Raw genomic sequence first — 23,055 nt, forward strand, 5'->3', positions numbered from 1 at the left:
ATATTGGTACATCGTCACCGCAACAGTCATCGTCGTTTTCACCGTGCTTCCTGTCGCTGCCCGGCCATCGCCTCACGCTGGCGTTCAGCGCGCATCTTGGTGCCCACGTGTACTCCCCCTCCCCACCACCTCGAACCCCACATCCTGCGCGGCCGCCGCCACGCCACCGGCCATGCGCGCAATCAGCGCCTCTGCGCCCAGGCGGCCGATGGCGGCGCCGTCCACGCGCACGGTGGACAGGGCGGGCCAGGCGTCCAGCGCCAGGGCCTGGTCGCCAAAGCCCAGCACGCCGAATTCCTCTGGCATGCGCAGGCCCAGCGCGTGGGCGTGGGAGAGCACGCCTTGCGCCAGCGCATCGGAGCTGCAGAAGACGGCATCGGCCTCTGGTGCCTGGGCGCGCAGGGCGCTCAGGGCATCGCGGCCACGGCCGGATTGGGGGATGGCTTCCGAGAAGACGATTTGCGCAGGAACCTGGGCACCGGCTTCTGCGGCGGCGCGGGTGAAGCCCAGGGCGCGGCGGGCGGCGCGGCTGTCGTCGGCGCGCAGGATGGCCGGGCGCCGGTAGCCGCAGGCGGCCAGGTGGCGGAAGGCAGCGCGGCCCGCGTCTTCCTGCGAGAAGCCGACCACCATGTCCAGCGGATGGGGCTGGTAGTCCCAGAGTTCGACCACGGGCACGTCGGCATTGACCAGCAGGCGCCGCGTGCGGGCCGTGTGCTCGGTGCCGGTGAGCACGATGCCGTCCGGGCGGCGGCTGAGCATGGCGGCCAGCCAGGTTTCCTCATGCTCCGGGTCATAGCTGGAGATGCCCAGCGTGGTTTCATAGCGCTGCGCGGCCAGGGTGTGGATGAGCGCATCGAGCATGTCGGAAAACAGCGAGTGCCCCACCGAAGGCACGATGGCCGCCACCAGCCGCGTCTGGCGCGAGGTCAGCCCGCCCGCCAGGGAGTTGGGCACGTAGCCCGATTGCTCCACGGCCTGCGCCACGCGCAGCCGCGTGGCCTCGGCCACCAGTTCAGGCCGGTGCAGCGCGCGCGAGGCAGTGATGGGCGACACGCCGGCAATGCGGGCCAGGTCCTTGAGCGTGGGCGCATTGGCGTTGCGCAGGGTGCGGAGGGTCATGCGAGGCCTTTGCCTGGAATGGCGATGGAGAGGCGGCTTGAGGATGATTGCGTGGTCATGTTAACGATGATGTCCATCAGCACGGTCTGATTGTTTCCCCTCGTACGTCCGAATGGAGAGCGCTGCCTTTGCTTGAAATGATTGCGCAATCATTCAAGAGGAGACCACCATGCGCCCTTCGCTCTCCAACCGCCGCAGCGCCATGGCGCGCCTGCTGGCCGCGGCCCTGGCTCCGGCCTCGATGCTGGCCCAGGCCCAGGCCCAGGCTGCCTGGCCCATCCGGCCGATCACGCTGGTGATTCCCTTCCCTCCTGGTGGCCAGACCGATGTGGTGGGCCGGCTGGTGGGAGAGCGCCTGTCGCAGCGCCTGGGCCAGCCCGTGGTGGTGGAGAACCGGCCCGGCGTGAATGGCTCGCTGGCCTCCGAGGCCGTGGCGCGGGCGCGGGCCGATGGCTACACGCTGGTGATTGGCGGGCCGGGCACGCATGCCATCAACCAGCTGGTCAATCCCAACGTGAAGTACGACGCGCGGCGGGATTTCACGCACATTGCCATGCTGGGGCGCGTGCCCATGCTGCTGCTGGCCTCGCCCAGGCTGAAGGTCGCTTCGGTGGCCGACGTGGTGGCCCTGGCCCAGGCCAGCCCCGGCACGGTGAATGTGGCGCTGACGGGCATTGGCTCGTCCAGCCATGTGACGACGGAGCTGCTGCGCCAGGCGGCCGGAGTGAGCTTCAACAACGTTCCCTACAAGGGCGATGTGCCCGCCATGACCGATGTGATGGGCGGCCAGGCAGACCTGCTGTTCGTGCCCGCCACCTCGGCCGTGGGCTTTGCGCAGGCGGGCAAGCTGCGTGCGCTGGCCGTGGCAGGCGACCGGCGCCTGGCGGCCCTGCCCGATGTGCCCACCATGGCCGAGGCCGGCCAGCCGCAGGTCGTCAACTATTCATGGACCAGCCTGGCGGGGCCGTCGGGCATGCCAGCCGATGTGGTGGAGCGGCTCAACCAGGCCTGCCAGTCCCTCCTGGCCGAGCCCGAGGTGGTGGCCCGGCTGGCCGCCATGAGCAACGAGCCCACGCCGGGCACGCCCGCCCAGGCCGCCAGCTTCATCGCCGCCGAGGTGGCGCGCTGGAGCGAGGTGGTGCGCAAGGGAAACATCCAGGTCCAGTGAACAGCTTCAGGAGAGCCCCCATGAGCATGCTGCCCGCCAATACGTTCAAGCGCGCGCTGCGCGAAGGCCGCCCGCAGATCGGCCTGTGGTCCACCATTCCCTCCCCCTTTGTCTGCGAGATGATCGGCGGCGCGGGCTACGACTGGGTGCTGCTCGATACCGAGCACACGCCCACCGACGTGCCGCTGATGCTGGGCCAGCTGCAGGCCGTGGCCGCCGCCCTGCCCGCACCGGGCGCCCTGCCCGTGCATGCCGTGGTGCGGCCCGCCTGCAACGATGCGGTGCTGATCAAGCGCTACCTGGACCTGGGCGCCCAGTCCCTGCTGCTGCCCTTTGTGCAGAACGCGCAGCAAGCGCGGGATGCCGTGCGCGCCATGCGCTATGCCCCCAGGGCATGCGCGGAATGGGCGGTTCCACTCGCGCGGCCAACTTCGGGCGCACGGCCGACTATGTGGCACGTGCGGCCGATGAGCTGTGCCTGCTGGTGCAGGTGGAGACGGCCGAAGCGCTGGAGCAGATAGAGGCGATTGCGGCCGTCGATGGCGTGGACGGCATCTTCATCGGCCCCGCCGACCTGTCGGCCAGCCTGGGCTATCCGGGCCAGGCGCGCCACCCTGTGGTGAACCGGGCCATCGACCAGGCCATCGCCCGCATCCGCGCCTGCGGCAAGGCGCCGGGGATCCTGATGGTGGACGAGGCACGGGCGCGCGAATGTCTGGAGCTGGGCGCGCAGTTCGTGGCCGTGGCGCTGGACACGCTCTTGCTGCGCGACGGGCTGGATGCGGCGGCGGCGCGCTTCAGGAAAAGGCCGCTGGCCGCGAACCCGCCAGGGCCCGCATCCACCGCCGGCAGCTACTGAGGAGCCCCACAACCATGACACGTTCCCCCGAATCCCTGCGCAGCGCACGCTGGTTTGCTCCCGATGATTTCCGCTCCTTCGGCCACCGCTCGCGCGTGCTGCAGATGGGCTATGGCTACGAGGACTGGATGGGCAAGCCCGTGATCGCCATCGTCAACACCTGGAGCGATGCCAACCAGTGCCATGCCCACTTTCGGCAGCGCGTGGAAGACGTCAAGCGCGGCGTGCTGCAGGCGGGCGGCTTTCCGCTGGAGCTGCCGGCCATCTCGCTGTCGGAAAGCATGGTCAAGCCCACGACCATGGTCTATCGCAACTTCCTGGCCATGGAGACCGAGGAGCTGCTGCGCAGCCACCCGGTGGACGGCGCCGTGCTCATGGGCGGCTGCGACAAGACCACGCCGGGGCTGACCATGGGGGCGATTTCCATGGGCCTTCCCTTCATCTACCTGCCGGCCGGCCCCATGCTGCGCGGCAACTGGAAGGGGCAGGTGCTGGGCTCGGGCTCGGACGCCTTCAAGTTCTGGGACGAACGCCGCGCCGGCCGCCTGGACGAGCAGGCATGGCGCGAGATGGAAGCCGGCATTGCCCGCAGCCACGGCACCTGCATGACCATGGGCACGGCGGCCACCATGATGGGCATTGCCGAGGCCGTGGGCCTGGCGCTGCCGGGCGCTTCGTCCATCCCGGCCGCCGACGCCAACCACATCCGCATGAGCGCCGAGTGCGGCCGCCGCATCGTGCAGATGGTGTGGGAAGACCTCACGCCCGCCCGCATGCTCACGCGCGCGCATTTCGAGAACGGCATTGCCTGCGCCATGGCCATGGGCTGCTCCACCAACGCCATCATTCACCTGATCGCCATGTCGCGGCGCGCGGGCCATCCGGTCAGCCTCGATGACTTCGACGCCTTCAGCCGCCGCGTGCCCGTGATCGCCAACATCCGGCCCAGCGGCGACCGCTATCTGATGGAGGATTTCTTCTATGCAGGCGGCCTGCGCGCCCTGCTGGAACGTATCCGCCCGCATCTGGACACCGGGGCCATGACGGTCAACGGCAAGACCCTGGGCGAGAACATTGCGGGCAGCCAGGTCCACCAGGACGACGTGATCCGCCCCCTGTCCAGCCCCATCTACGCAGAAGGGGCGCTGGCCGTGCTGCGCGGCAACCTGGCGCCGGACGGCGTGGTCATCAAGCCCAGCGCCTGCGCCCCGCACCTGCTGCGCCACACGGGCCGCGCCCTGGTATTCGACGACTACCCCAGCCTCAAGCAGGCCGTGGACGACCCCCATCTCGATGTGAACGGCGAAGACATCCTGGTGCTGCGCAACGCCGGCCCCAAGGGCGCAGGCATGCCCGAATGGGGCATGCTGCCCATTCCCACCAAGCTGCTCAAGCAAGGCGTGAAAGACATGCTGCGCCTGTCCGACGCCCGAATGAGCGGCACCAGCTACGGCGGCTGCCTGCTGCACTGCTCTCCCGAGTCCGCCGTGGGCGGGCCGCTGGCCCTGGTGCGCACGGGCGACCGCATCACGGTGGACGTGCCCGCCCGCCGCATCCACCTGGAAGTCAGCGACTCAGAACTCGCCACCCGCCGCGCCGCCTGGACGCCCCCGCCCGCGCGCTATGAGCGCGGCTATGGCTGGCTGTTCGGCCGCCATATCCTGCAGGCCAATGAGGGATGCGATTTTGATTTTCTGGAGACGGGTTTTGGGAGCGCTGTGCCGGAGCCGGATATTTTTTGAGAGCGTGAATGGCACAGGGTCTGCCCAGGCGCAGGGCGGCCCGTGCAGCCCTGCCTATCCAGGTCCTACGACATAAGCCGCCTCCAGGCTGACGGCCAAGTCCTACATCGCCACTGCTTTTTGTCATGAATAGTGGCTCTGTTTTCGACAAGATACTGATTCAAGCACGCCAATGAAAACGCCATATCCAATTGAATATTGATGAATACGGAAACCACCGCATTCATCAAATATCGATAGGCATTTTCTAATAGCGACACACCGTTTTCCCCAGGTCCACGCGCACGCAAGCCCCCTGCCCTTCGCGGGCAGCCGTTCCCGTTTCCCCGCTGCCTTGCACCGCCGTGGACCTCAACCCAGAAGCAGAGGTGGCTGTGGACTTTCTCAGAAGCATCTTTCATCAGGCTCCGGAAATCGCGCTGTTCGCGGCCTTGGCGCTCGGTTACTGGGTGGGCAAGTTCAGGTTCGGGTCGTTCCAGCTGGGGGGCGTGGCGGGGTCGCTGCTGGCGGCGGTGCTGATCAGCCAGGTGGGGGTGACCATCGATTCGGGCATCAAGGCGGTGCTGTTCGCGCTGTTCATCTATGCCGTGGGTTTCGAGAGCGGGCCGCAGTTCTTCCGCTCGCTGGGGCGGCAGTCGGTCAAGGAGATCCTGATGGCCCTGGTGGTGGCCGTGTCGGGGCTGGTCACGGTGGTGGTGATCGCCCGGGTGTTCCATCTGGACAAGGGGCTGGCGGCGGGGCTGGCCGCTGGCGGGCTGACGCAGTCGGCCATCATCGGCACGGCGGGCTCGGCCATTGAAAAGCTGGGGCTGGCGCCCGACGAGGTGCAGCGCATGCAGGCCAATGTGGCCATCGGCTATGCGGTGACCTATATCTTCGGCTCCTTCGGCGCCATCATCATGTGCGTGAACGTTCTGCAGTGGCTGACGGGCCGCAAGATCCGCGAGGACGCGATCCAGGCCGAGCAGGAGCTGCTCAAGGGCGTGCGCGTGTACGGAACCGGCGAGTCACCGGCCGTGCCGGATCTGGTGGGGCGCATTTTCCGCGTGGGCCAGGCGGGCCGCACCGTGGCGGAGCTAGAGGCCAGCGCCACCGCCAACGGCGGCACGGTGACGGTGGAGCGCATACAGCGCAGGAACGCGATGGTGGGCGTGGACGGCAGCCTGGCGCTGGAGGCCGGCGACATCATCCTGCTGGTGGGCCGGCGCGCGGCCGTGGTGGCGCTGGGCGCCTCGGTGGGCGAGGAGCTGCAGGGCGCCGAGGGCATGGACGTGGTGATGGTGCGGCGCGACGTGGCCATCTCCAACAACCAGTATCTGAACCGCAGCGTGAAGGACATCCTGGACAGCCTGTCGCAGGAGTTCAAGCACGGTGTGTACGCAGTGGCGCTGATGCGCGCGGGCACGCCGGTGCCGATTGCGCCGGCCACCATGGTCATGCCGGGCGATGTGGTGACGCTGTTCGGCACGCCGCAGGATGTGCAGAAGGCTGCGCAGTCGGTGGGCCCCATCATCGTGCCCAGCGACAAGACGGACTTTGTCTTCCACGGCCTGGGCATCACGGTGGGCCTGCTGATCGGGCTGCTGGTACTGCGCCTGGGCTCCATTCCCATCACGCTGGGCAGCGGCGGCGGCGCCCTGCTGGCGGGCCTGCTGTTCGGCTGGTGGCGCAGCCGCAAGCACACCTTCGGCAACATGCCCACGGCCGCTTCCACGCTGCTGCGCGACCTGGGCCTGGCCGGCTTCGTGGCCATGGTGGGCCTGCAGTCGGGCCAGCAGGCCGTGACCACGGTGATGCAGCAGGGCCTGACGCTGTTCCTGCTGGGCGTGGTGGTGACCATCGTGCCGCTGCTGATCGCCATGCTGTTCGGCAAGTACGTGCTGCGCTATGACAACGTGGCCGTGTTCGCGGGTTCGCTGTCCGGGGCGCGCAGCGCCAACCCGGCGTTTGGCGAGATTCTGGACAAGGCCGGCAACTCGATTCCCACGGCACCGTTTGCGATCACCTATGCGCTGGCCAATGTGTTCCTCACATTGCTGGGGCCGCTGGTCATCGCCTTTGCCTGAACACCCCTGATCTATTCCCAAGGACCACCAAGGACCATCACAAGGAGCTGCGCAATGAGCAAGGATTATCGGAGTCTGGCGAATTTGAGCCCGTTCGAACTCAAGGACGAGCTGATCAAGGTGGCCTCGGGCAAGGCCAACCGCCTCATGCTCAATGCGGGGCGCGGCAATCCCAACTTCCTGGCGACCACGCCGCGCCGGGCGTTCTTCCGGCTGGGGCTGTTCGCGGCGGCGGAGTCGGAGCTGTCGTACTCCTACATGACGGTGGGCGTGGGCGGGCTGGCCAAGCTCGACGGCATCGAGGGCCGCTTCGAGCGCTTCATCGCCGAGCACCGCGACCAGGAGGGCGTGAAGTTCCTGGGCAAGTCGCTGAGCTATGTGCGCGACCAGCTGGGGCTGGACCCCGCCGCCTTCCTGCACGAGATGGTGGACGGCATCCTGGGCTGCAACTACCCCGTTCCGCCGCGCATGCTCACCGTGAGCGAGCAGGTCGTGCGCCAGTACATCGTGCGCGAGATGGCAGGCGGCGCCGTGCCACCCGAGTCGGTGGACCTGTTCGCCGTCGAGGGGGGCACGGCGGCCATGGCCTATATCTTCGAGAGCCTGCGCATCAGCGGCCTGCTCAAGGCCGGCGACAAGGTGGCCATCGGCATGCCGGTGTTCACGCCGTATATCGAGATCCCCGAACTGGCCCAGTACGACCTCAAGGAAGTGCCCATCCACGCCGACCCCGACAACGGCTGGCAGTACTCCGACGCCGAGCTGGACAAGCTCAAGGACCCGGACGTCAAGATCTTCTTCTGCGTGAACCCCAGCAACCCGCCGTCCGTGAAGATGGACCAGCGCAGCCTGGACCGCGTGCGCGCCATCGTGGCCGAGCAGCGGCCCGACCTACTGATCCTCACCGACGATGTCTACGGCACCTTTGCCGATGAATTCCAGTCCCTGTTCTCGGTCTGCCCCCAGAACACGCTGCTGGTGTATTCGTTCTCCAAGTATTTCGGGGCCACGGGCTGGCGCCTGGGGGTGATCGCGGCGCACAAGGACAACGTGTTCGACCATGCGCTGGCGCAGTTGCCCGAGTCCGCCAAGAAGGCGCTGGACCACCGCTACCGCTCGCTGCTGCCCGATGTGCGCTCGCTCAAGTTCATCGACCGCCTGGTGGCCGACAGCCGCGTGGTGGCGCTGAACCACACGGCCGGCCTGTCCACGCCGCAGCAGGTGCAGATGGTGCTGTTCTCGCTGTTTGCGCTCATGGATGAAGCGGACGCCTACAAGCAGGCGCTCAAGCAACTGATCCGCCGCCGCGAGGCCACGCTGTACCGCGAGCTGGGCATGCCCCCGCTGGAAAATCCCAACTCGGTCAACTACTACACGCTGATCGACCTGCAGAACGTCACCTGCCGGCTCTATGGCGAGGCCTTCTCGCAATGGGCGGTGCAGCAGTCGTCCACGGGCGACATGCTGTTCCGCGTGGCGGATGAGACCGGCATCGTGCTGCTGCCGGGCCGGGGCTTCGGGTCCGACCGCCCTTCCGGTCGTGCCTCGCTGGCCAACCTCAACGAGTACGAGTACGCCGCCATAGGCCGCGCCCTGCGCCGACTGGCCGACGAGCTGTACGAGCAGTACAAGGCGCTGGGCAAGGAGTAAGCCCTATGCCAGGGCCCGCACGGCTCATCGCAGCTGTCGGGCCTTGACCACCAGCAGCGCCCCGGCCATCAGGCCCACACCGGCCAGTTGCACGGCATCCAGCGCGCGCCCGTAGACCACCCAGTCCAGCACGATGGCCGTCAACGGATAGACGTACTGCAGCACGGCGATGCGGCCCAGCGTGAGGCGGGCCATGCCCGCAAAGAGAATGGCGTAGGCCAGGCCCGTGTGCAGCACGCCCAGCCCTGCCAGCCAAGCCCAGGATGACGGCGCCTGCGGCCAGCCATGAACCAGCGGCACCCACAGCAGCAGCACGGTGCCGACCGCGCATTGCCACCAGGCCAGCGCAAACGGCGTGACCACCTTCTCGGCCTTGGCCAGGATGGTCACGGCCGCATAGCACAGCGAGCCGGCCAGGCACATCAGCAGCCCGGACACATGGTCCGGTCCCCAGGCCGCCGCATCGCCACCCAGCAGCCCCGTGGTCAACACCAGTCCCAGCAACGCCACCAGCACGGCCACCACCTGCCGTGGTGCCACGGCCTCGCGCAGCACCAGGGTGCCGAACAGCATGATCCACACCGGCTGGATGTGGAACACGATGGTGGCCACGCCAATGGAGGTGCGCGGTATGGCCGCAAAGAACAGCGCCCAGTTCAGCACCATGAGGACGCCGGTGGCCGCCACCACCGGCCAGCTCCTGCCGCGCACGCGCAGCTCCCGCACGCGGCCCGTGGCCAGGCCCCAGGCCAGCAGCGCCAGCGCGCCGAAGGCGCAGCGAAACAGCACGGTGACCAACGGGTGCTGGCGGGCCTCTTCCACAAATATGCCAACCGTGCCCAGCAGCACGCCGCCCGCGATCATCAGCCACTGGCCGCGTGTCTCCTGCGCTGTGGAAGCGGCTTGTGCGGGCGCGGCGGAGGCTACGGATGCAGCCTGTAAGGAATGGGGTCTGTCTTGCATGGCCGCGATCGTCTCGTGGCAGTAAATTCTCGTAAAGCAAATAGTTTGCAGGTTTAGTATTCGATATTCGAATCAATGGAGCGTGCCGTGAACCACCCCGACCTGCAGATCGACTGGCTGCGTGCCCTGGTGGTCGTGGTGGATGCGGGCTCGCTCTCGGCTGCCGCGCCGCTGCTGCACCGATCACAGGCCGCCGTGAGCATGCAGATCAAGAAGCTGGAGACCGCCCTGGGCCAGCCCGTGCTGCTGCGCGGCCCGCGCCATCTGCAACTGACGCCCGCCGGCGCGGAGCTGCTGGGCTATGCGCGGCGCATGCTGGAGCTGCAGACCCAGGCGCAGGCGGCCCTGTTCGGCCCCGACCTATCCGGGCGCGTGCGGCTGGGCGTGCCGGACGACTACGCATCCACCTATCTGACGCCCGTGCTGCGCAGCTTTGCAGGCCGCTACCAGGGCGTGGAGATCGAGCTGACCTGCGAGCAGTCCACCGCACTCATCCCGCAGGTGGTGCGCGGCACGCTGGACCTGGCCCTGGTCTCACGCGACAGGCCCCAGCGCGGGCGCCTGCTGTTCCACGAGCCCCTGGTCTGGGTGGGCGCGCCGCAGCACGAGGTGTGGAGGAAGAACCCCCTGCCGATTGCCGTCTACGAGGCCGCCAGCCTGGCGCGCACGGCGGCGCTGTCCAGCTTGGCGGCCCAGCGGCGCGCGCACCGCGTGGTCTATCACAGCTCCAGCCTTGCCGGCCAGCTGGCCGCCGTGGAAAGCGGCCTGGCCGTGGCCGTGTTCACGCGCTGCAGCGTGCCGCCGCACCTGCAGGTGCTGCAGAACCTGCCGGCCGGCTTCGAGCTGCCGCCGCTGGTGTCCATGCAAGTGTCGGCCCTGCGCAGCAAGGCCTCGCAGGGCTCGGCGGCCGTGGATGCCATGTATGGGCAGTTGATTGCGACGCTGGGCCAGGCACCTCAGGAACTGACCAAGGCCTGACGCCTGGCGAGGTTCGGCAAGCATTCTGCGCACGCATTTCGCTGTATTCTTGAAAACATAATGAAATCATCCACCGGCCATTTACCGCAACCTGATTGGGCGCACCTGCAGGCCCGCGCTGGAGAACCGACTTGACGCAAAAATACATCCCCCATCTGCTGGCCCTGGACCGCGAGCGTGACTGGGCGCGCGCAGCGCAGGCCTGCGGCATCTCCGACAACGCGCTGGCCCAGGCCATACGCTCGGCCGAGGCGGAGTTCGGCCACGCGCTGGTGCGTGCGGGCCGGCCCTTCCAGGGGTTTACGCAGGAAGGCGAACAGGTGCTGGCCTGGGCACGGCAGTTCGCCCAGGCGGTGGATGCACTCAAGCACTGCTTTGCCGACACGCGCAAGCGGGCAGGCCTGGCGCCCCTGCTGGCGCGGCGCTCCGTCTCGCCCAGGCGGCTGGCCATGCCGGGCCCGGACAGCGGCGACATGGACCTGATGATCGAGGCGGCGCTATGCGCTCCGGACCACGGTGCCTTGCACCCCTGGCGGGTTCTGGAGTTTCCCGCCCACCAGCGCGAGGCCTTGGCCTGCCTGTTCGAGCAGGAAAAACTGCGCCGCGACCCGCTGGCCCCGGCCGACGATATCCGCCGTGCGCGCGAGCATGCAACGCGCGCTCCGGCGCTGATCGCCTTCATCATCTCGCCCCGGCCGCGCTCGCGCGTGCCGGTGCGTGAGCAATGGCTGGCGGCGGGCGCGGCCTTGGGCAACTTCCTCAACGCCGCCCACCATTTGGGCTTTGGTGCCATCGTGCTCAGTGGCGAGCGCTGTTTTGACCCGGCTCTGCATTCAGCGCTGGGTTTGCGCGAGGGCGAGCACCTGGCCGGCTTCATCAGCCTGGGCACCATCACCAGCCAGCCATCCCCGCGCGCAACGGTGGCGCCCTCTTCCATGCGCACGGCATGGCAGGCAGAGCAGGCAGCAGCGGTCACGGCACAGGCCCTTCTCCAGCCAGACGGCAACCACGACAGCCATGGCAGCGATCTTTGAAGCCGCAGCCGGCGCGTGCAGGGTGGCGCAAAGGTGGCGCACTGACTGCGCGGGGCGGTTAGAGTTGCGGGGCTGCTGCGCCCTCTTGCATCCTCTTGCGCCCTCTTTTCCATCACGGAACAAGCTTTCATGATCATCCGGCCCCGCCCCCACTGGCTGCGCATGCTCTTCGTGCTGCGCGGCTCGGTGCTGCCCGACATCCTGCCCCAGCTGATGGCCGCCACCCTGTTCGCCATGCTGGTCACGGCCCTGCACGGCCAGCTGTTTGCGTGGAAGGTGCCACTGAACTTCGTGCCGTTTTCGCTGATCGGGCTGACGCTGGCCATCTTCCTGGGCTTTCGCAACAGCACCAGCTATGCGCGCTATTGGGAGGCGCGCACGCTGTGGGGCACCCTGCTCAACGAGACACGCACCCTGGTGCGCCAGGCCCGGACCTTGACGGACGCGCCGCAGCACGCCCCGGCCCTGGCCATGGTGCTGGCGGCCTTCGTGCATGCGCTGCGCCACCAGTTGCGCGGCACCGATGCCGCGGCCGACATGCGCCGCCTGCTGCCCGCCGCCGACTGCGAGCGCCTGGCCACGGCGCGCTTCAAGCCTGCCGTGCTGCTGCTCATGGCCGGCGAATGGCTGCAGGCGCGCCGCCACGATGGCAGCCTGCAGCCCGTGCTGGTGCCCGCCATGGAGGCGCCCCTGTGCAAGCTGGGCGAGGCGCTGGGCGGCTGCGAACGCATTGCGGGCACGCCCATCCCCTTCACCTACGCGGTGATCATCCACCGCACCATCTACCTGTACTGCCTGCTGCTGCCCTTCGGCCTGGTGGATTCCATCGGCTTCATGACGCCGGTGATCGTGGCCTTCATCGCCTACACCTTCTTTGCGCTGGAGGCCCTGGGCGCCGAGCTGGAGGAGCCCTTCGGCACGGCACCCAACGACCTGGCGCTGGACGCCATGTCGCAGATGATCGAGGCCACGCTGCGCGAGCTGACCGGCGAGGTGCTGCCGCCTGCGCCGCAGCACAAGGATGTGCTGTTCCTGACCTGACCCTGCCTGCCGGCCCGGACAGCGCAGCGGCACAATCTGCCACCCGCATCACAGAAAAGGACAAGCGCCATGACGGAGACAAGCAAGGTCAAGGGACCGGCCTCGTATTTCCCTTCCATCGAGAAGACCTACGGCCAGCCGATTGCGCACTGGATGGACCTGCTGCAACGGCAGGACACCCGCAAGCACATGGAACTGGTGGGCTGGCTCAAGGCCCAGCACCAGATGGGGCACGGCCATGCGAATGCGCTGGTGGCCGTGTTCCTGGCACAGGCCTGACCTGCACCCGGCAACCCTCAGCCGATGGCCGTGCCGAAAGCCTGGCGCACGGCGGCACCCGCTTCGTCAAACAGGCGGCGTGATGCCGGCGCCAGCCCCAGCATATGCATGCAGGCGTGCACCATGCCGGGCAGGCGCACGGCCTGCACCGCCACACCGGCCTGCGCCAGCCGCTGCGCATAGGCTTCGGCCTCGTCGCGCAGTGGGTCGTATTCGCAGCTGATCACCGTGGCAGGCGGCAGGCCTGCCACGTGGTCCGCGCGCAGCGGAGAGACAAGTTCGTGCCGCCCCGATGCCGCATCGCCCAGGTACGCGCCATAGCAGTACTCCATGGCCGCACGTGTGAGGTAGTGGCCCTCGCCGAACTGCTGGAACGACGCCGAATCCATGGCCGCGTCCAGTGCCGGGTACAGCAGCAGCTGGTGGGCGATGGCCGGTGCGCCCGCCGCTCCCCAGCCTTCTTGCTGCCGCGCCAGCAGGCAGGCGGCGGCCGCGAGGTTGCCGCCCGCGCTGTCTCCGGCCACGCCGATGCGCCTGTTGTCCAGGCCCAGCGCATCGGCCTGCTCAAAGGTCCAGGCAATGGCATCGCAGAAGTCATGCAGCGGCACGGGAAAGCGGTGCTCGGGCGCCAGCCGGTAGTCCACCGAGACCACGACGGCGCCCGTTGCCATGGCCAGTGCGCGGCAGGGGTTGTCGTAGACCTCCAGCGAACCCAGGCACCAGCCGCCGCCGTGGGCGAAGACCAGGGCGGGCTGGGACGTGGGTGTGACCGAGGCCAGCGGCCGGTAGATGCGCACGCGCAGCGGCGCACCGTCGCGCGCGGGCAGCGTGAAGTCTTCGGTGCGGGCCATGGCCTCGGCCGGGCCATGCAGGGCGCGCAGCCCGGCGTCGGTGGCCTCGCGCAGCTCCGCCAGCGTGGGCGGCGTGGGCGGGGCCACGGCCTGGGTTGCCTGCGCCAGCTCGGCGAGATAGCGCGCAATGTCAGCGTCCAGGCCCATGGTCACAGCGTCCTTTGCAGGAAGGGCAGCAGTTCGGCGATGAAGGGCTCGGCGGCTTCCTCCATGATGAAGTGGCCGCAGCCCGGCACGATCACGCCCGACAGGTCATCGGCATGGCCGCGCAGCGTGGCCAGCGGCGCATCGGCCGTGGCATGCTCGGCGCCAATGGCCAGCACGGGCATGGCCAGCGGGCGCAGCGCACGCTCGCGGTTCTGGCGAATGGTTTCGGGAATGGCACGGTAGTAGGCAAAGCCGCCGCGCAGGCCACCGGGCGCCGCATAGGCATCCACATAGACGTCCACGGCCACGCGGTCGCGCCGCAGCGACCAGCGGTTGAACATGAATTCCAGGTAGGCACGCTCGCGCCCCGCGATCAGGGTCTCGGGCAGGTCGGCCAGCTGGTTGAACATGAAGTGCCACAGGAAAATGTTCTGCTCGGGCGGCGCAAAGATGCTGGGCTCGGGCGCCAGGCCGGGGATCACGGCCTCGGTCAGCGCCAGGGACTGCACGGCCTGCGGCTGGTCGCTGGCCAGCGCATAGGCCACCCACATGCCCACATCGTGGCCGGCGACCTGGTAGCGCTCATGGCCCAGCGCCAGCATGGTGCGGTGCAGGGTCAGCGCAATGGAGCCCGTGTCGTAGCCGGTGTCGGGCCGGTCCGAAAAGCCCGTGCCCGGCGGATCGACGGCAATGGCCTGGAAGCCCTGCGCAACCAGCGCCTGCATGACGTGGCGCCAGGCATACCAGGTCTGGGGCCAGCCCGGGATCAGCAGCACGGGCGCGCCCTGCCCGGCCGTGATGCAGTGGATGCGGCGGCCGTCGATGCGCACGTAGTCGTGCGAGAACTCGCAGGCCTGGTCTTCCTGCTTGCGCAGGGCGTTCGATGTGAAAGCGTTCATTGTTTGCTTCTTTTTGAGGTTCTTTGGCTGCGGGCGTGCTCAGGCGATACCGAGCATGGCGTTGATCTGGCGCTGGTCCACGGGGGCGCCGGCGAAGTCGTCAAAGATCTTGTCGGTCACGCGGATGATGTGGCGGTTGATGAAGTCCACGCCCTCGCGCGCACCGTCTTCCTGGTCCTTGAGGCAGCACTCCCATTCCAGCGAGGCCCAGCCCTGGTAGTCGTACTGGGCGAACTTGGAGAAGATGGCCTTGAAGTCCACCTGCCCGTCGCCCAGCGAACGGAAACGCCCTGCCCGCTCCAGCCACGAGGAATAGCCGCCGTAGATGCCCTGGCGCCCGCTGGGCAGGAACTCCGCATCCTTCACATGGAACATGCGGATGTGCTCGCGGTAGATGTCGATGTAGTCGAGGTAGTTGAGCTGCTGCAGCACGAAGTGGCTGGGATCGAACAGGATCTTGCAGCGCGCGTGCTGGCCCACCAGTTCATGGAAGCGCTCGAAGCTGGTGCCGTCGTGCAGGTCTTCGCTGGGGTGGATTTCGTAGCACAGGTTCACGCCCTGCTCGTCGCACGCGTCGAGGATGGGGCGCCAGCGGCGCGCCAGCTCCTCGAAGGCGGTTTCGATCAGGCCGGCCGGGCGCTGCGGGAACGGGAACAGATAGGGCCAGACGAACGAGCCCGAGAACGTGCCCATGTCGCTCAGCCCCATGCGGCGCGATGCACTGGCCGACAGCTTGAGCTGCTCCAGCGCCCAGGCCGTGCGTGCGGCCGGATTGCCGCGCAGCGCCTCGGGCGCAAAGCTGTCGCACATGGCATCGTAGGCCGGGTGCACGGCCACGAGCTGGCCAAAGATGTGCGTGGTCAGCTCGCTGGCCACCAGGCCGTGCGAGGCCAGCATGCCGTTGACATCGTCGCAATAGGTCTGGCTGCTGGCGGCCGTGGCCACGTCGAACAGGCGCTGGTCCCAGGCGGGAATCTGCAGGCCTTTGAAGCCTACGCCGGCCGCCCAGCGTGCGATGTCTTCCAGGGAATTGAACGGTGCCTTGTTGTCGGCGAACTGCGCCAGATGAAGGCTGGGGCCCTTGATGGTCTGCATGTGATTTCCTTGCGTTGAGCTATTGTTTGTTGATCGACAAAGAATAGTATCACGCCAATGCGGCTGCTTTTGCGAAGCCGATGCAAGACAGCATCACGGCGCCGCTAAGATGCCGCCCTGACTGTTGAGAAGGATGAGGAAGATGGCCGGAAGACCCAGGGAATTTGACCGAGACCAGGCGCTGGAGCGCGCCATGCTGGCGTTCTGGCGGCGCGGCTACGAGGGCACGTCCATGGCCGACCTGGTGCAGGCGCTGGGCATTGCGTCAGCGCGCATCTATGCGGCCTTCGGCAGCAAGCAGGACCTGTTCCGCGAGGCCGTGCAGCGCTACGAGGCCGGTGATGGCGGCTTTGCCGACCGCGCCATGGCCCAGGAGCCGCGTATGCGCGACGCCCTGGCCCGCGTGCTGCGCGATGCCGTGGCCACCTACACGGACGATGCCCATCCGCTGGGCTGCATGGTGGTCACCGCCGCCACCAATTGCGCCGAGGAAAACGAGGCAGTCGCCGCCTGGCTGGCCGAACACCGCCGCCAGCGCACGCAGTCCCTGATTGACCGCCTTCAGCGCGCGCTGGATGAAGGCGAGTTGCGCGCCGGCACCGATGTGCAGGCGCTGGGGGATTTCTATGCCACGCAACTGCATGGCATCTCCGTGCAGGCCCGCGATGGCGTGCCGCGCCAGCGGCTGCTGGCTGCAGTGCAAACCGCCTTGCTGCTGCTGGACACGGCGCTGGAGCCGGCGCTGCAGCCCGCAGCCAAGGCGGGCTGAGCCGTCAGGCGCCGAGCTTTTGCAGTTTTTGCAGCTCGGCGCGCAACTGGATCACGCTGGGCGTGACGATGGGGATGAAGGCCGATTCACGCCAGCGGCGGGCAAAGCCATCGTCCGCATCCAGGCTGTAGGCCCGGCCACCGGCCGTCTGCAGCTCCAGCTGCATGGCCTGCTGCACGCAGTCGTGCAGGGCCAGGCGCAGCGCGAAAAGCCGCTCGGGCGCCTCCACGAAATCGCCGGCCTCGACACCGGCCTTGAGTGCCGCCACCGCCTGTTCCAGATGGCTGCGGGTATCGTCCAGCGGCTGCTGCAGCACATGCCCGCCCTGCCCCATGCGCGAGGCGGCCTGCGCACAGGCCGCGCGTGCCAGGCCGATGGAAAGGCCGCATTGCATGCCCAGGAAGGCCGGCCGCACACGCGGCAGGAATCCGCCGGCGCGCTCGGCCAGCAAATCGTCTTCGATGATGGCCACGTTCTTGAGCTGCAGCGCGGCGGTGTTGGTGCCGCGCAGGGCAATCAACTCCAGATCCGGCGAGCGCTCCAGGCCGGGACGATCGGACGGCAGGGCCACGATCATGGGCGGCGCGCCGTCGTCACGCGCCACGGCAATGGCGGCCAGAAAGCGCGGCCCGCGCAGGTTGGTGCACCAGGGCACGCTGCCGTTGAGCAGCCAGCCGCCGCCTTCCCGGGCCGTGGCGCGGATGTTGAGTGCCTCCAGCCCGCTGAGGAATTTCATGATGTTGGACAGCCCCGAGGCACCGGCCGCCTCGCCCGCCAGCAGCGCGGGCAGCCAGCGCTCGCGCAGGGCCGCATTGCCGGTGTTCGCCAGCATCTCGATCAGCACGCGCTGGCCCCAGAAGGCAAAGGCGGCGGACATGGAGTGCGTGGCCACCTGGGCAATCGCCTCGATGGCATCGCCGGCGCTGCCGCCCTGCCCGCCCAAGGCATCCGCCAAGCCGTGGCCCAGCAGCCCGGCTTCGGCCAGATAGGGCACGACGGCGGCCGTGGCCTCGCCGTTGCCGGCATCCAGCGCCTGGGCACGTGCATCCAGCCATTGGCGGTCGGCGCCGGTCAGCAGGGGGAAATCGGGTATGTGGCTTGTCATCTTGCGGGTCACCATAAAAAAAGGGACCGCTGTGGGCACAGCGGTCCCTTGCCATCCTAGCGCAGCGCACAGGCTGCGCAGATGACGCAGCGCAGGCTCAGTGCGCCGCCACCTTGCCGGGGCGTGTTTCCTCGCGCAGGGCCTTGACCTTGTCGCTCAGGCCGGCCCAGGGCTGCAGGCCGTACTGGCTGCGCATGGTGTTGAGCAGCGTGGCGATCTGATCGTCGCTGAGGTTGTGGCGGAAGGCGGGCATGGTGCCCAGCTGCGGGCGCGCCGGTTGCGTGATGCCGTTGAGCACCACGTGGATGGCGTTGGTCGGCGAGTCGCTGTACAGGTTGGTGTTCAGCGACAGCTGGGGGCGCACGCCGAAGCTGCTGCCGGCCAGCACGCCGCTGGGATCGGCACGGTGGCAGGCCATGCAGGCGCCCTGGTACAGACGGTAGCCCTGGGCGTCGACCGGCAGCTTGGCAACCTCGGTCTTTTCCTTCACCAGGGCCTGGGCGTCCCCTGCGCCAGCGGCGTCTGCCACGGGCTTGCGGTACGACATCAGGTAGGTGGCCATGGCGTTGATGTCCTCGGCCGACTGGTGGGACAGGCCTTCGATCACGGGCGCCATGGGGCCGGCGGCCACGCCGTGGCGCTCCGAGAAGCCGGTCTGCATGTAGCGGACCAGGTCCTCGCGCGTCCAGGGCAGCGGAGCAACGGCCTTGTCGTTGAGCGCGGGCGCATCCCAGCCGTCGATGAAGGCGCCGGCCAGGTGGTCGGCACCCTTTTTCTCGGCGCCGAACTGGTTGCGCGGCGAGTGGCAGGCAGCGCAGTGGCCCAGGCCTTCGACCAGGTAGGCGCCGCGAATCCACTCGCCCGACTGGTTGGCGGGCGCGGGCTGCTCGCCCGGCTCCAGGTACAGCGCATTCCACAGGGCCAGGCCGCGGCGCACGTTGAACGGGAAGTTCAGCGCGGTCTTGGGCGCCTCGTTGGAGACAGCCGGCTCGGTCATCAGGAAGGCGTACAGCGCCTTCATGTCCTCATCGGTCACGCGGGTGAACGCGGTGTACGGGAAGGCGGGGTACAGGTAGTTGCCCTCGCGGTCCACACCATGGCGCATGGCGCGCTCGAAGGCCTCGTACGACCAGCGGCCGATGCCGGTTTCGGCATCAGGCGTGATGTTGGTCGAGTAGATGGTGCCGAAGGGGCTGGGCATGGCCAGGCCGCCTGCGTTGCGCTGGCCGCCCGGTGCCGTGTGGCAAACAGCGCAGTCGCCCATGTGGGCCAGGCGGCGCCCCTGGTCGATCTGCTGCTGGCTGAATTCCTGCACCGGGATCTGCTGCAGGGGCGCGATTTCGCTGCGGCCCGTGGCCAGCCAGAAGGCGGCGCCGGCCACGACGGCCAGGCCGACCACGCCGAGGGTGATTTTCTTGAGTGTGTGCATGTTCCGGTCCTCCGCTCTCAGTTCTGTGCCTTGTCGGCCGGGGCTGCATCGGCAGCCTGTGCCTTGAGTGCGGACAGCACGCGTGCCGGGGTGAACGGCACTTCGCGCAGGCGCACGCCGGTGGCGTCGAACACGGCGTTGGAGACAGCGGCGGCGCTGGGCACGGAGGCGGATTCGCCCGCGCCCATGGGGTCTTCGCCCGGGCGCTCGACCAGTTGCACGTCGATCTCGGGCAGCTCGTCAAAGCGCAGGATGGGGTAGCCGCCCCAGTCCAGCGAGGTCACGCCCTTGCTGTCGAAGGTCACGTACTCCTTGAGCACGCGGCTGGTGGACTGGATGATGTTGCCGTGCACCTGGTGGCGCACGCCGGCCGGGTTGACCATCTCGCCGCAGTCATGGGCCACGAAGACCTTGTCCACCTTGATCACGCCCGTCTCGCGGTCCACGGTCACGTCGCAGATCCAGGTGGCCCAGGCCGCGCCGTAGCCAGGGAACTTGCTGTGGTAGTAGCGGGCATAGGCAAAGCCGCGGCCCTTGACCAGGCGCTGGTCGGCCGGCGCGGGGTTGCGGTGGGCCGGGCCATCCTGCCAGCCGGCCTGCTTGTGCGCAGCGTGCGTCAGCGCCACGGCGCGCGGGTCCTTCAGGTAGCGCAGGCGGTAGGCCAGCGGGTCTTCACCGGCCAGGTAGGCGCATTCGTCGATCCAGCACTCATGGGCAAAGACGTTGGGCAGGGCCGAGACGCCGCGCATCCACGACGCGCGCACGATGGGCGCCGCATCCTGCGAGACCACGCGCATCTTGGGGTACTCGTACTGCGGGATGGCCGTACGGTCGCCCATCTGCAGCACCTTGGGCTTGTTGGGCACCTTGCCCGTCAGGATCAGGGCCAGGGCTGCCGCGTCGTTGGACGGGTAGCAGGTCTTGAGCTCGTAGCCCAGCACGGCATGGTTCTCGTCCAGGCCGCCGCGCACGCGGATCAATTGGCCCGTGCCCTTGGGCTCCCAGGCGGCTTCCTGCTCGCGCATCAGTTGCACGCGCACCGGGCGGCCCACGGCCTGCGACAGCAGCACGGCGTCGGATGCCACATCGTCCGCGCAATTGCGGCCATAGCAGCCCGAGGCTTCCAGGCGCGTCACATTGATCTGGTCGGCCGCCATGCCGGTCAGCGTGGCGATGTCCTTGCGCACGTCGTGCGGGTTCTGCGATCCGGTCCAGACCTGGATCTGGCTGGCGGACACCTCGGCCACGGCGCAGGACGGGCCGATGGAGGCATGCAGGTGGTAGGGCCAGACGTAGTCGGCCTCGATCACCTTCTTGGCGCCCGAGAAGGCCTCGTCAATGCCCGCGTCCTCGCGCAGCATGCGGTCGGTCTTCTCGTGCTTGACCAGGGTGTCGTGCATGGCGTTCAGCGACAGGTCGGGCACGCCGGCCCAGTCCTTCCACTTCACCTCCAGCTGCCGCATGGCGGCAATGGCCTGCTCTTCGCGCTCGGCCACGATGCCCACGAAATCGCCCTGCACCACCACCTTGACGATGCCCGGCAGATGAGCGACCGACTGCTCGTTCACAGAGATCAGGCTGCTGCCCAGCGGAGCCGACGCATCGGCACCGCCATAGGGCGGGCGCACCACGCGGCCGTGCAGCATGCCGGGCACGCGCACATCGTGCACATAGGCCAGCGCGCCCAGCACCTTGGCCGGAATGTCCACGCGCTGCACGGACTTGCCGATGTAGTTGAAACCGCCGGTGCGCAGCGGCACTTCCTTATCCAGCGCAATGTTCAGGTCCTGGCCCTGGGCCAGTTCGCCGTAGCCGATGCGTCGCCCGCCCTTGGCCACCACCGCGCCCTTGGACGTGGTGAGTGCGGACACGGGCTGCTGCAGCTTCTCGGCAGCCAGGCCCAGCAGCAGCTGGCGCACCTGCGCGGCGGCCTTGCGCATGGGGATGGCATCCACCTGGATGGTGTTGCTGGCAATGGTCGGCCCCTGGTTGGGCGTGCGGCCTGTGTGGCCCAGAACCATGGTGATGCGTTCGAACTCCACATCGAGCTCATCGGCCACCAGCTGCGCCAGCGAGGTACGGATGCCCGTGCCCAGGTCTACGTGGCCGTGGTAGGCCGTGACGCTGCCGTCCGCGCCAATGGCGATGAAGCTGCTCACCCGGTCGATGGGGGGAATGGGGAAGGCGCCGGCCACGGCGGGCGCCGTACCCGTGCTTTCAGCCACCAGGCCAGCGGCCGCCACCGAGCTGACCATGACCATGCCGCCCAGCTTGAGCAGGTTGCGGCGCGTCAGTTGAAGGGGGTTGGATGCACTCATGCTGCACCTCCCTGGGCGATCAGCACGCGGGCGCGAGCAGCCGCACGCATGATTTCCACATGCGTGCCGCAGCGGCACAGGTGGCCGGACAGGGCCTGGGTGACTTCCTCGTCGGTGGCCGTGGGCTTGTGGTCGAACAAGGCCACCAGGGCCATGACCATGCCGTTGGTGCAGTAGCCGCACTGGGCAGCCTGCTCGTCGATGAAAGCCTGCTGCACAGGGTGCAGTCGGTAGACGGCCTTGCCCTGTGCATCGGCTGCCGGCTTGCCGGCAGGCATGCCCGGCACGGCGGCCGGATGGGCTGCTTCCCAGTCACGCGCCACGCGGGCGTGCTCGGCCTGGGTCGCGTCCTGGGACAGGCCTTCCAGCGTCGTGACCTTCATGCCCTGGACCACGCTCACGGGAACGGAGCAGGAGCGGGCCACCTTGCCGTCGATCAGCACGGCGCATGCGCCGCATTCGCCCAGGCCGCAGCCGAACTTGGGACCGTTGAGCTGCATGTCGTTGCGCAGCACATAAAGCAGCGGCGTCTCAGGGCTCACGCCCTGGATCTCGACCTCTTGTTGGTTGAGAGTGAATTTCATCGTGTGCAAACCTTGTGGTTGACAACAGGTGCAAACCATAGGTGCGCACTGAAAAATCAGGCGACGGGCTCGCCGTGGCCAAGCCCGAAAAAGAAAGCCCACCGCCAACGGGGTGGGCTGTTTTCACGTGGTTTTTAGAGGCAACTCTGATAGATGACTGCCTGTTGTATGCAAACGATTCTATGCCTCGGACTTGCCCATCACTGCCAGCCAGCGTCCATCCAAGGACCTGCACAGACCCGCAAACTCCGTGGCTTTTTGCTCACATAACTCACCATATAGATCGGAAATATCCACAAAAACACAGCGCTACCAGCCGATCCGGAAACCTGCACCAAGCCCCGAAAGATGTGCACCACCACAATGCACAAAGGGCAGAAATCCTTGCATCACGGCCCCGGCCCAGTCTTGCAGCCATGCACGGCTGGGCATAAAGACAGCAGGCCACCCTGGCAGCCGGCGCATCGGCCCGGCCATCACACCAACCAAGCAAAACACTCGGCTTTTATCTGCATCAAATTCCAGTGAGAACGCTTGAAATTCCCGAGCACGCCATGCACAGCACCCGTAAAACACGCGCCCGCCTGCAGCATCGATGAACACAAGGCGCGGACCAGCGGCCCAGCCGTCAACGGGTGCCCGGCGTGATCTGGATGGTGCCCAGGCCCGAGCCCACGGCCTCACGCCGACGAGGTGCCAGCCAGTGCACCCAAAGCCCCTTGAGCCAGCCCAGCGCAAAGGCGCCTGCCAAGGCCAACATGCCCCACTGCCCGGCCAACAGGGCCACATATATCCAGTAAGGCATGCATCCCAGGCCGAGAAGGCAGGCCCACCGCCGCAGGGCAACGGAACGGGACTGCGACAGCCAGACGGCAAGGACTGCGGGGAGTGCGAAGGCGATCTGATCGATGCTCATGGCCGCATCATACTGTATGAATAAACAGTTTTGTAGGCAAAAA

General features: G+C 67.8%; 19 protein-coding genes and 1 pseudogene. 10 read left to right on the plus strand and 10 right to left on the minus strand.

Annotation, left to right across the window (positions count from 1 at the left end):
• Window positions 1–84: 84 nt before the first annotated feature.
• Window positions 85–1,119, minus strand: a complete 1,035-nt coding sequence (locus BO996_RS18140) for a LacI family DNA-binding transcriptional regulator (RefSeq protein ID WP_071956024.1) — start codon at window positions 1,117–1,119, stop codon at window positions 85–87.
• Between the two features lie 169 nt (window positions 1,120–1,288).
• Between BO996_RS18140 and BO996_RS18145 the strand changes: the two genes are divergently transcribed.
• The 5 genes and pseudogenes from BO996_RS18145 to BO996_RS18165 all read left to right on the plus strand — a co-directional run bounded on the left by BO996_RS18145 (window position 1,289) and on the right by BO996_RS18165 (window position 8,604).
• Window positions 1,289–2,287, plus strand: a complete 999-nt coding sequence (locus BO996_RS18145; protein ID WP_071956025.1) for a Bug family tripartite tricarboxylate transporter substrate binding protein — start codon at window positions 1,289–1,291, stop codon at window positions 2,285–2,287.
• A gap of 20 nt (window positions 2,288–2,307) precedes the next feature.
• Window positions 2,308–3,146, plus strand: a pseudogene (locus BO996_RS18150) (HpcH/HpaI aldolase family protein).
• 14 nt (window positions 3,147–3,160) lie between these two features.
• Complete coding sequence (araD, locus tag BO996_RS18155) at window positions 3,161–4,888, plus strand: L-arabinonate dehydratase (RefSeq protein WP_071956026.1); 1,728 nt, start codon at window positions 3,161–3,163, stop codon at window positions 4,886–4,888.
• A 374-nt stretch (window positions 4,889–5,262) separates the two neighbouring features.
• A complete protein-coding gene (gene aspT, locus BO996_RS18160) occupies window positions 5,263–6,954 on the plus strand; it encodes an aspartate-alanine antiporter (RefSeq protein ID WP_034398603.1) in 1,692 nt (563 codons plus the stop codon).
• Window positions 6,955–7,008: 54 nt separating this feature from the next.
• Window positions 7,009–8,604 (plus strand): bifunctional aspartate transaminase/aspartate 4-decarboxylase, encoded by a 1,596-nt coding sequence (locus BO996_RS18165; RefSeq protein WP_012205739.1) that lies wholly within the window; start codon window positions 7,009–7,011, stop codon window positions 8,602–8,604.
• A 24-nt stretch (window positions 8,605–8,628) separates the two neighbouring features.
• Here the strand turns inward: BO996_RS18165 and BO996_RS18170 are convergent, their stop codons facing one another.
• A complete protein-coding gene (locus tag BO996_RS18170; protein WP_071956027.1) occupies window positions 8,629–9,567 on the minus strand; it encodes a DMT family transporter in 939 nt (312 codons plus the stop codon).
• Between the two features lie 75 nt (window positions 9,568–9,642).
• Between BO996_RS18170 and BO996_RS18175 the strand changes: the two genes are divergently transcribed.
• From BO996_RS18175 to BO996_RS18190, 4 genes are all read left to right on the plus strand, one after another.
• Window positions 9,643–10,545 carry a LysR family transcriptional regulator gene (locus tag BO996_RS18175; protein ID WP_071956028.1) on the plus strand — a complete coding sequence of 301 codons (903 nt, stop codon included), beginning with the start codon at window positions 9,643–9,645 and terminating at the stop codon, window positions 10,543–10,545.
• 131 nt (window positions 10,546–10,676) lie between these two features.
• Window positions 10,677–11,579, plus strand: coding sequence for a nitroreductase (locus tag BO996_RS18180; RefSeq protein WP_071956029.1), 903 nt, complete (start codon window positions 10,677–10,679; stop codon window positions 11,577–11,579).
• 129 nt (window positions 11,580–11,708) lie between these two features.
• Window positions 11,709–12,620 carry a bestrophin family protein gene (locus BO996_RS18185; RefSeq protein WP_071956030.1) on the plus strand — a complete coding sequence of 304 codons (912 nt, stop codon included), beginning with the start codon at window positions 11,709–11,711 and terminating at the stop codon, window positions 12,618–12,620.
• A 69-nt stretch (window positions 12,621–12,689) separates the two neighbouring features.
• Entirely contained in the window at window positions 12,690–12,899 is a 210-nt protein-coding gene (locus BO996_RS18190; protein ID WP_071956031.1) for a DUF4287 domain-containing protein, read from the plus strand.
• Window positions 12,900–12,916: 17 nt separating this feature from the next.
• Here BO996_RS18190 and BO996_RS18195 read toward each other — a convergent pair whose 3' ends face one another.
• Genes BO996_RS18195 through BO996_RS18205 form a run of 3 tightly spaced genes read right to left on the minus strand, consistent with a single transcriptional unit; the run spans window position 12,917 to window position 15,891 of the window.
• Window positions 12,917–13,897 carry an alpha/beta hydrolase gene (locus BO996_RS18195; RefSeq protein ID WP_071956032.1) on the minus strand — a complete coding sequence of 327 codons (981 nt, stop codon included), beginning with the start codon at window positions 13,895–13,897 and terminating at the stop codon, window positions 12,917–12,919.
• 2 nt (window positions 13,898–13,899) lie between these two features.
• Window positions 13,900–14,796: an alpha/beta fold hydrolase gene (locus tag BO996_RS18200; RefSeq protein WP_071956033.1), complete on the minus strand. Its 897-nt coding sequence runs from the start codon at window positions 14,794–14,796 to the stop codon at window positions 13,900–13,902.
• A gap of 39 nt (window positions 14,797–14,835) precedes the next feature.
• Window positions 14,836–15,891: a sugar phosphate isomerase/epimerase family protein gene (locus tag BO996_RS18205; RefSeq protein WP_013802287.1), complete on the minus strand. Its 1,056-nt coding sequence runs from the start codon at window positions 15,889–15,891 to the stop codon at window positions 14,836–14,838.
• Window positions 15,892–16,033: 142 nt separating this feature from the next.
• Between BO996_RS18205 and BO996_RS18210 the strand changes: the two genes are divergently transcribed.
• Window positions 16,034–16,660: a TetR/AcrR family transcriptional regulator gene (locus tag BO996_RS18210; RefSeq protein WP_071956034.1), complete on the plus strand. Its 627-nt coding sequence runs from the start codon at window positions 16,034–16,036 to the stop codon at window positions 16,658–16,660.
• Window positions 16,661–16,664: 4 nt separating this feature from the next.
• On the opposite strand, the gene BO996_RS18215 is transcribed toward BO996_RS18210, so the two are convergent.
• The 5 genes from BO996_RS18215 to BO996_RS18235 all read right to left on the minus strand — a co-directional run bounded on the left by BO996_RS18215 (window position 16,665) and on the right by BO996_RS18235 (window position 23,012).
• Window positions 16,665–17,780, minus strand: a complete 1,116-nt coding sequence (locus BO996_RS18215; RefSeq protein ID WP_013802285.1) for an acyl-CoA dehydrogenase family protein — start codon at window positions 17,778–17,780, stop codon at window positions 16,665–16,667.
• An 82-nt stretch (window positions 17,781–17,862) separates the two neighbouring features.
• Window positions 17,863–19,194, minus strand: a complete 1,332-nt coding sequence (locus BO996_RS18220; RefSeq protein WP_071956035.1) for a c-type cytochrome — start codon at window positions 19,192–19,194, stop codon at window positions 17,863–17,865.
• A 17-nt stretch (window positions 19,195–19,211) separates the two neighbouring features.
• Window positions 19,212–21,512, minus strand: a complete 2,301-nt coding sequence (locus tag BO996_RS18225; protein WP_071956036.1) for a xanthine dehydrogenase family protein molybdopterin-binding subunit — start codon at window positions 21,510–21,512, stop codon at window positions 19,212–19,214.
• Window positions 21,509–22,096, minus strand: a complete 588-nt coding sequence (locus BO996_RS18230; protein WP_013802282.1) for a (2Fe-2S)-binding protein — start codon at window positions 22,094–22,096, stop codon at window positions 21,509–21,511. The genes BO996_RS18225 and BO996_RS18230 overlap by 4 nt, the downstream gene beginning before the upstream one ends.
• Before the next feature lie 628 nt (window positions 22,097–22,724).
• A complete protein-coding gene (locus BO996_RS18235) occupies window positions 22,725–23,012 on the minus strand; it encodes a hypothetical protein (protein WP_043782035.1) in 288 nt (95 codons plus the stop codon).
• Window positions 23,013–23,055: the final 43 nt, after the last annotated feature.

The sequence above is a fragment of the Delftia sp. HK171 genome, assembly GCF_001886655.1.
Classification (GTDB): Bacteria; Pseudomonadota; Gammaproteobacteria; order Burkholderiales; family Burkholderiaceae_C; genus Comamonas; species Comamonas acidovorans.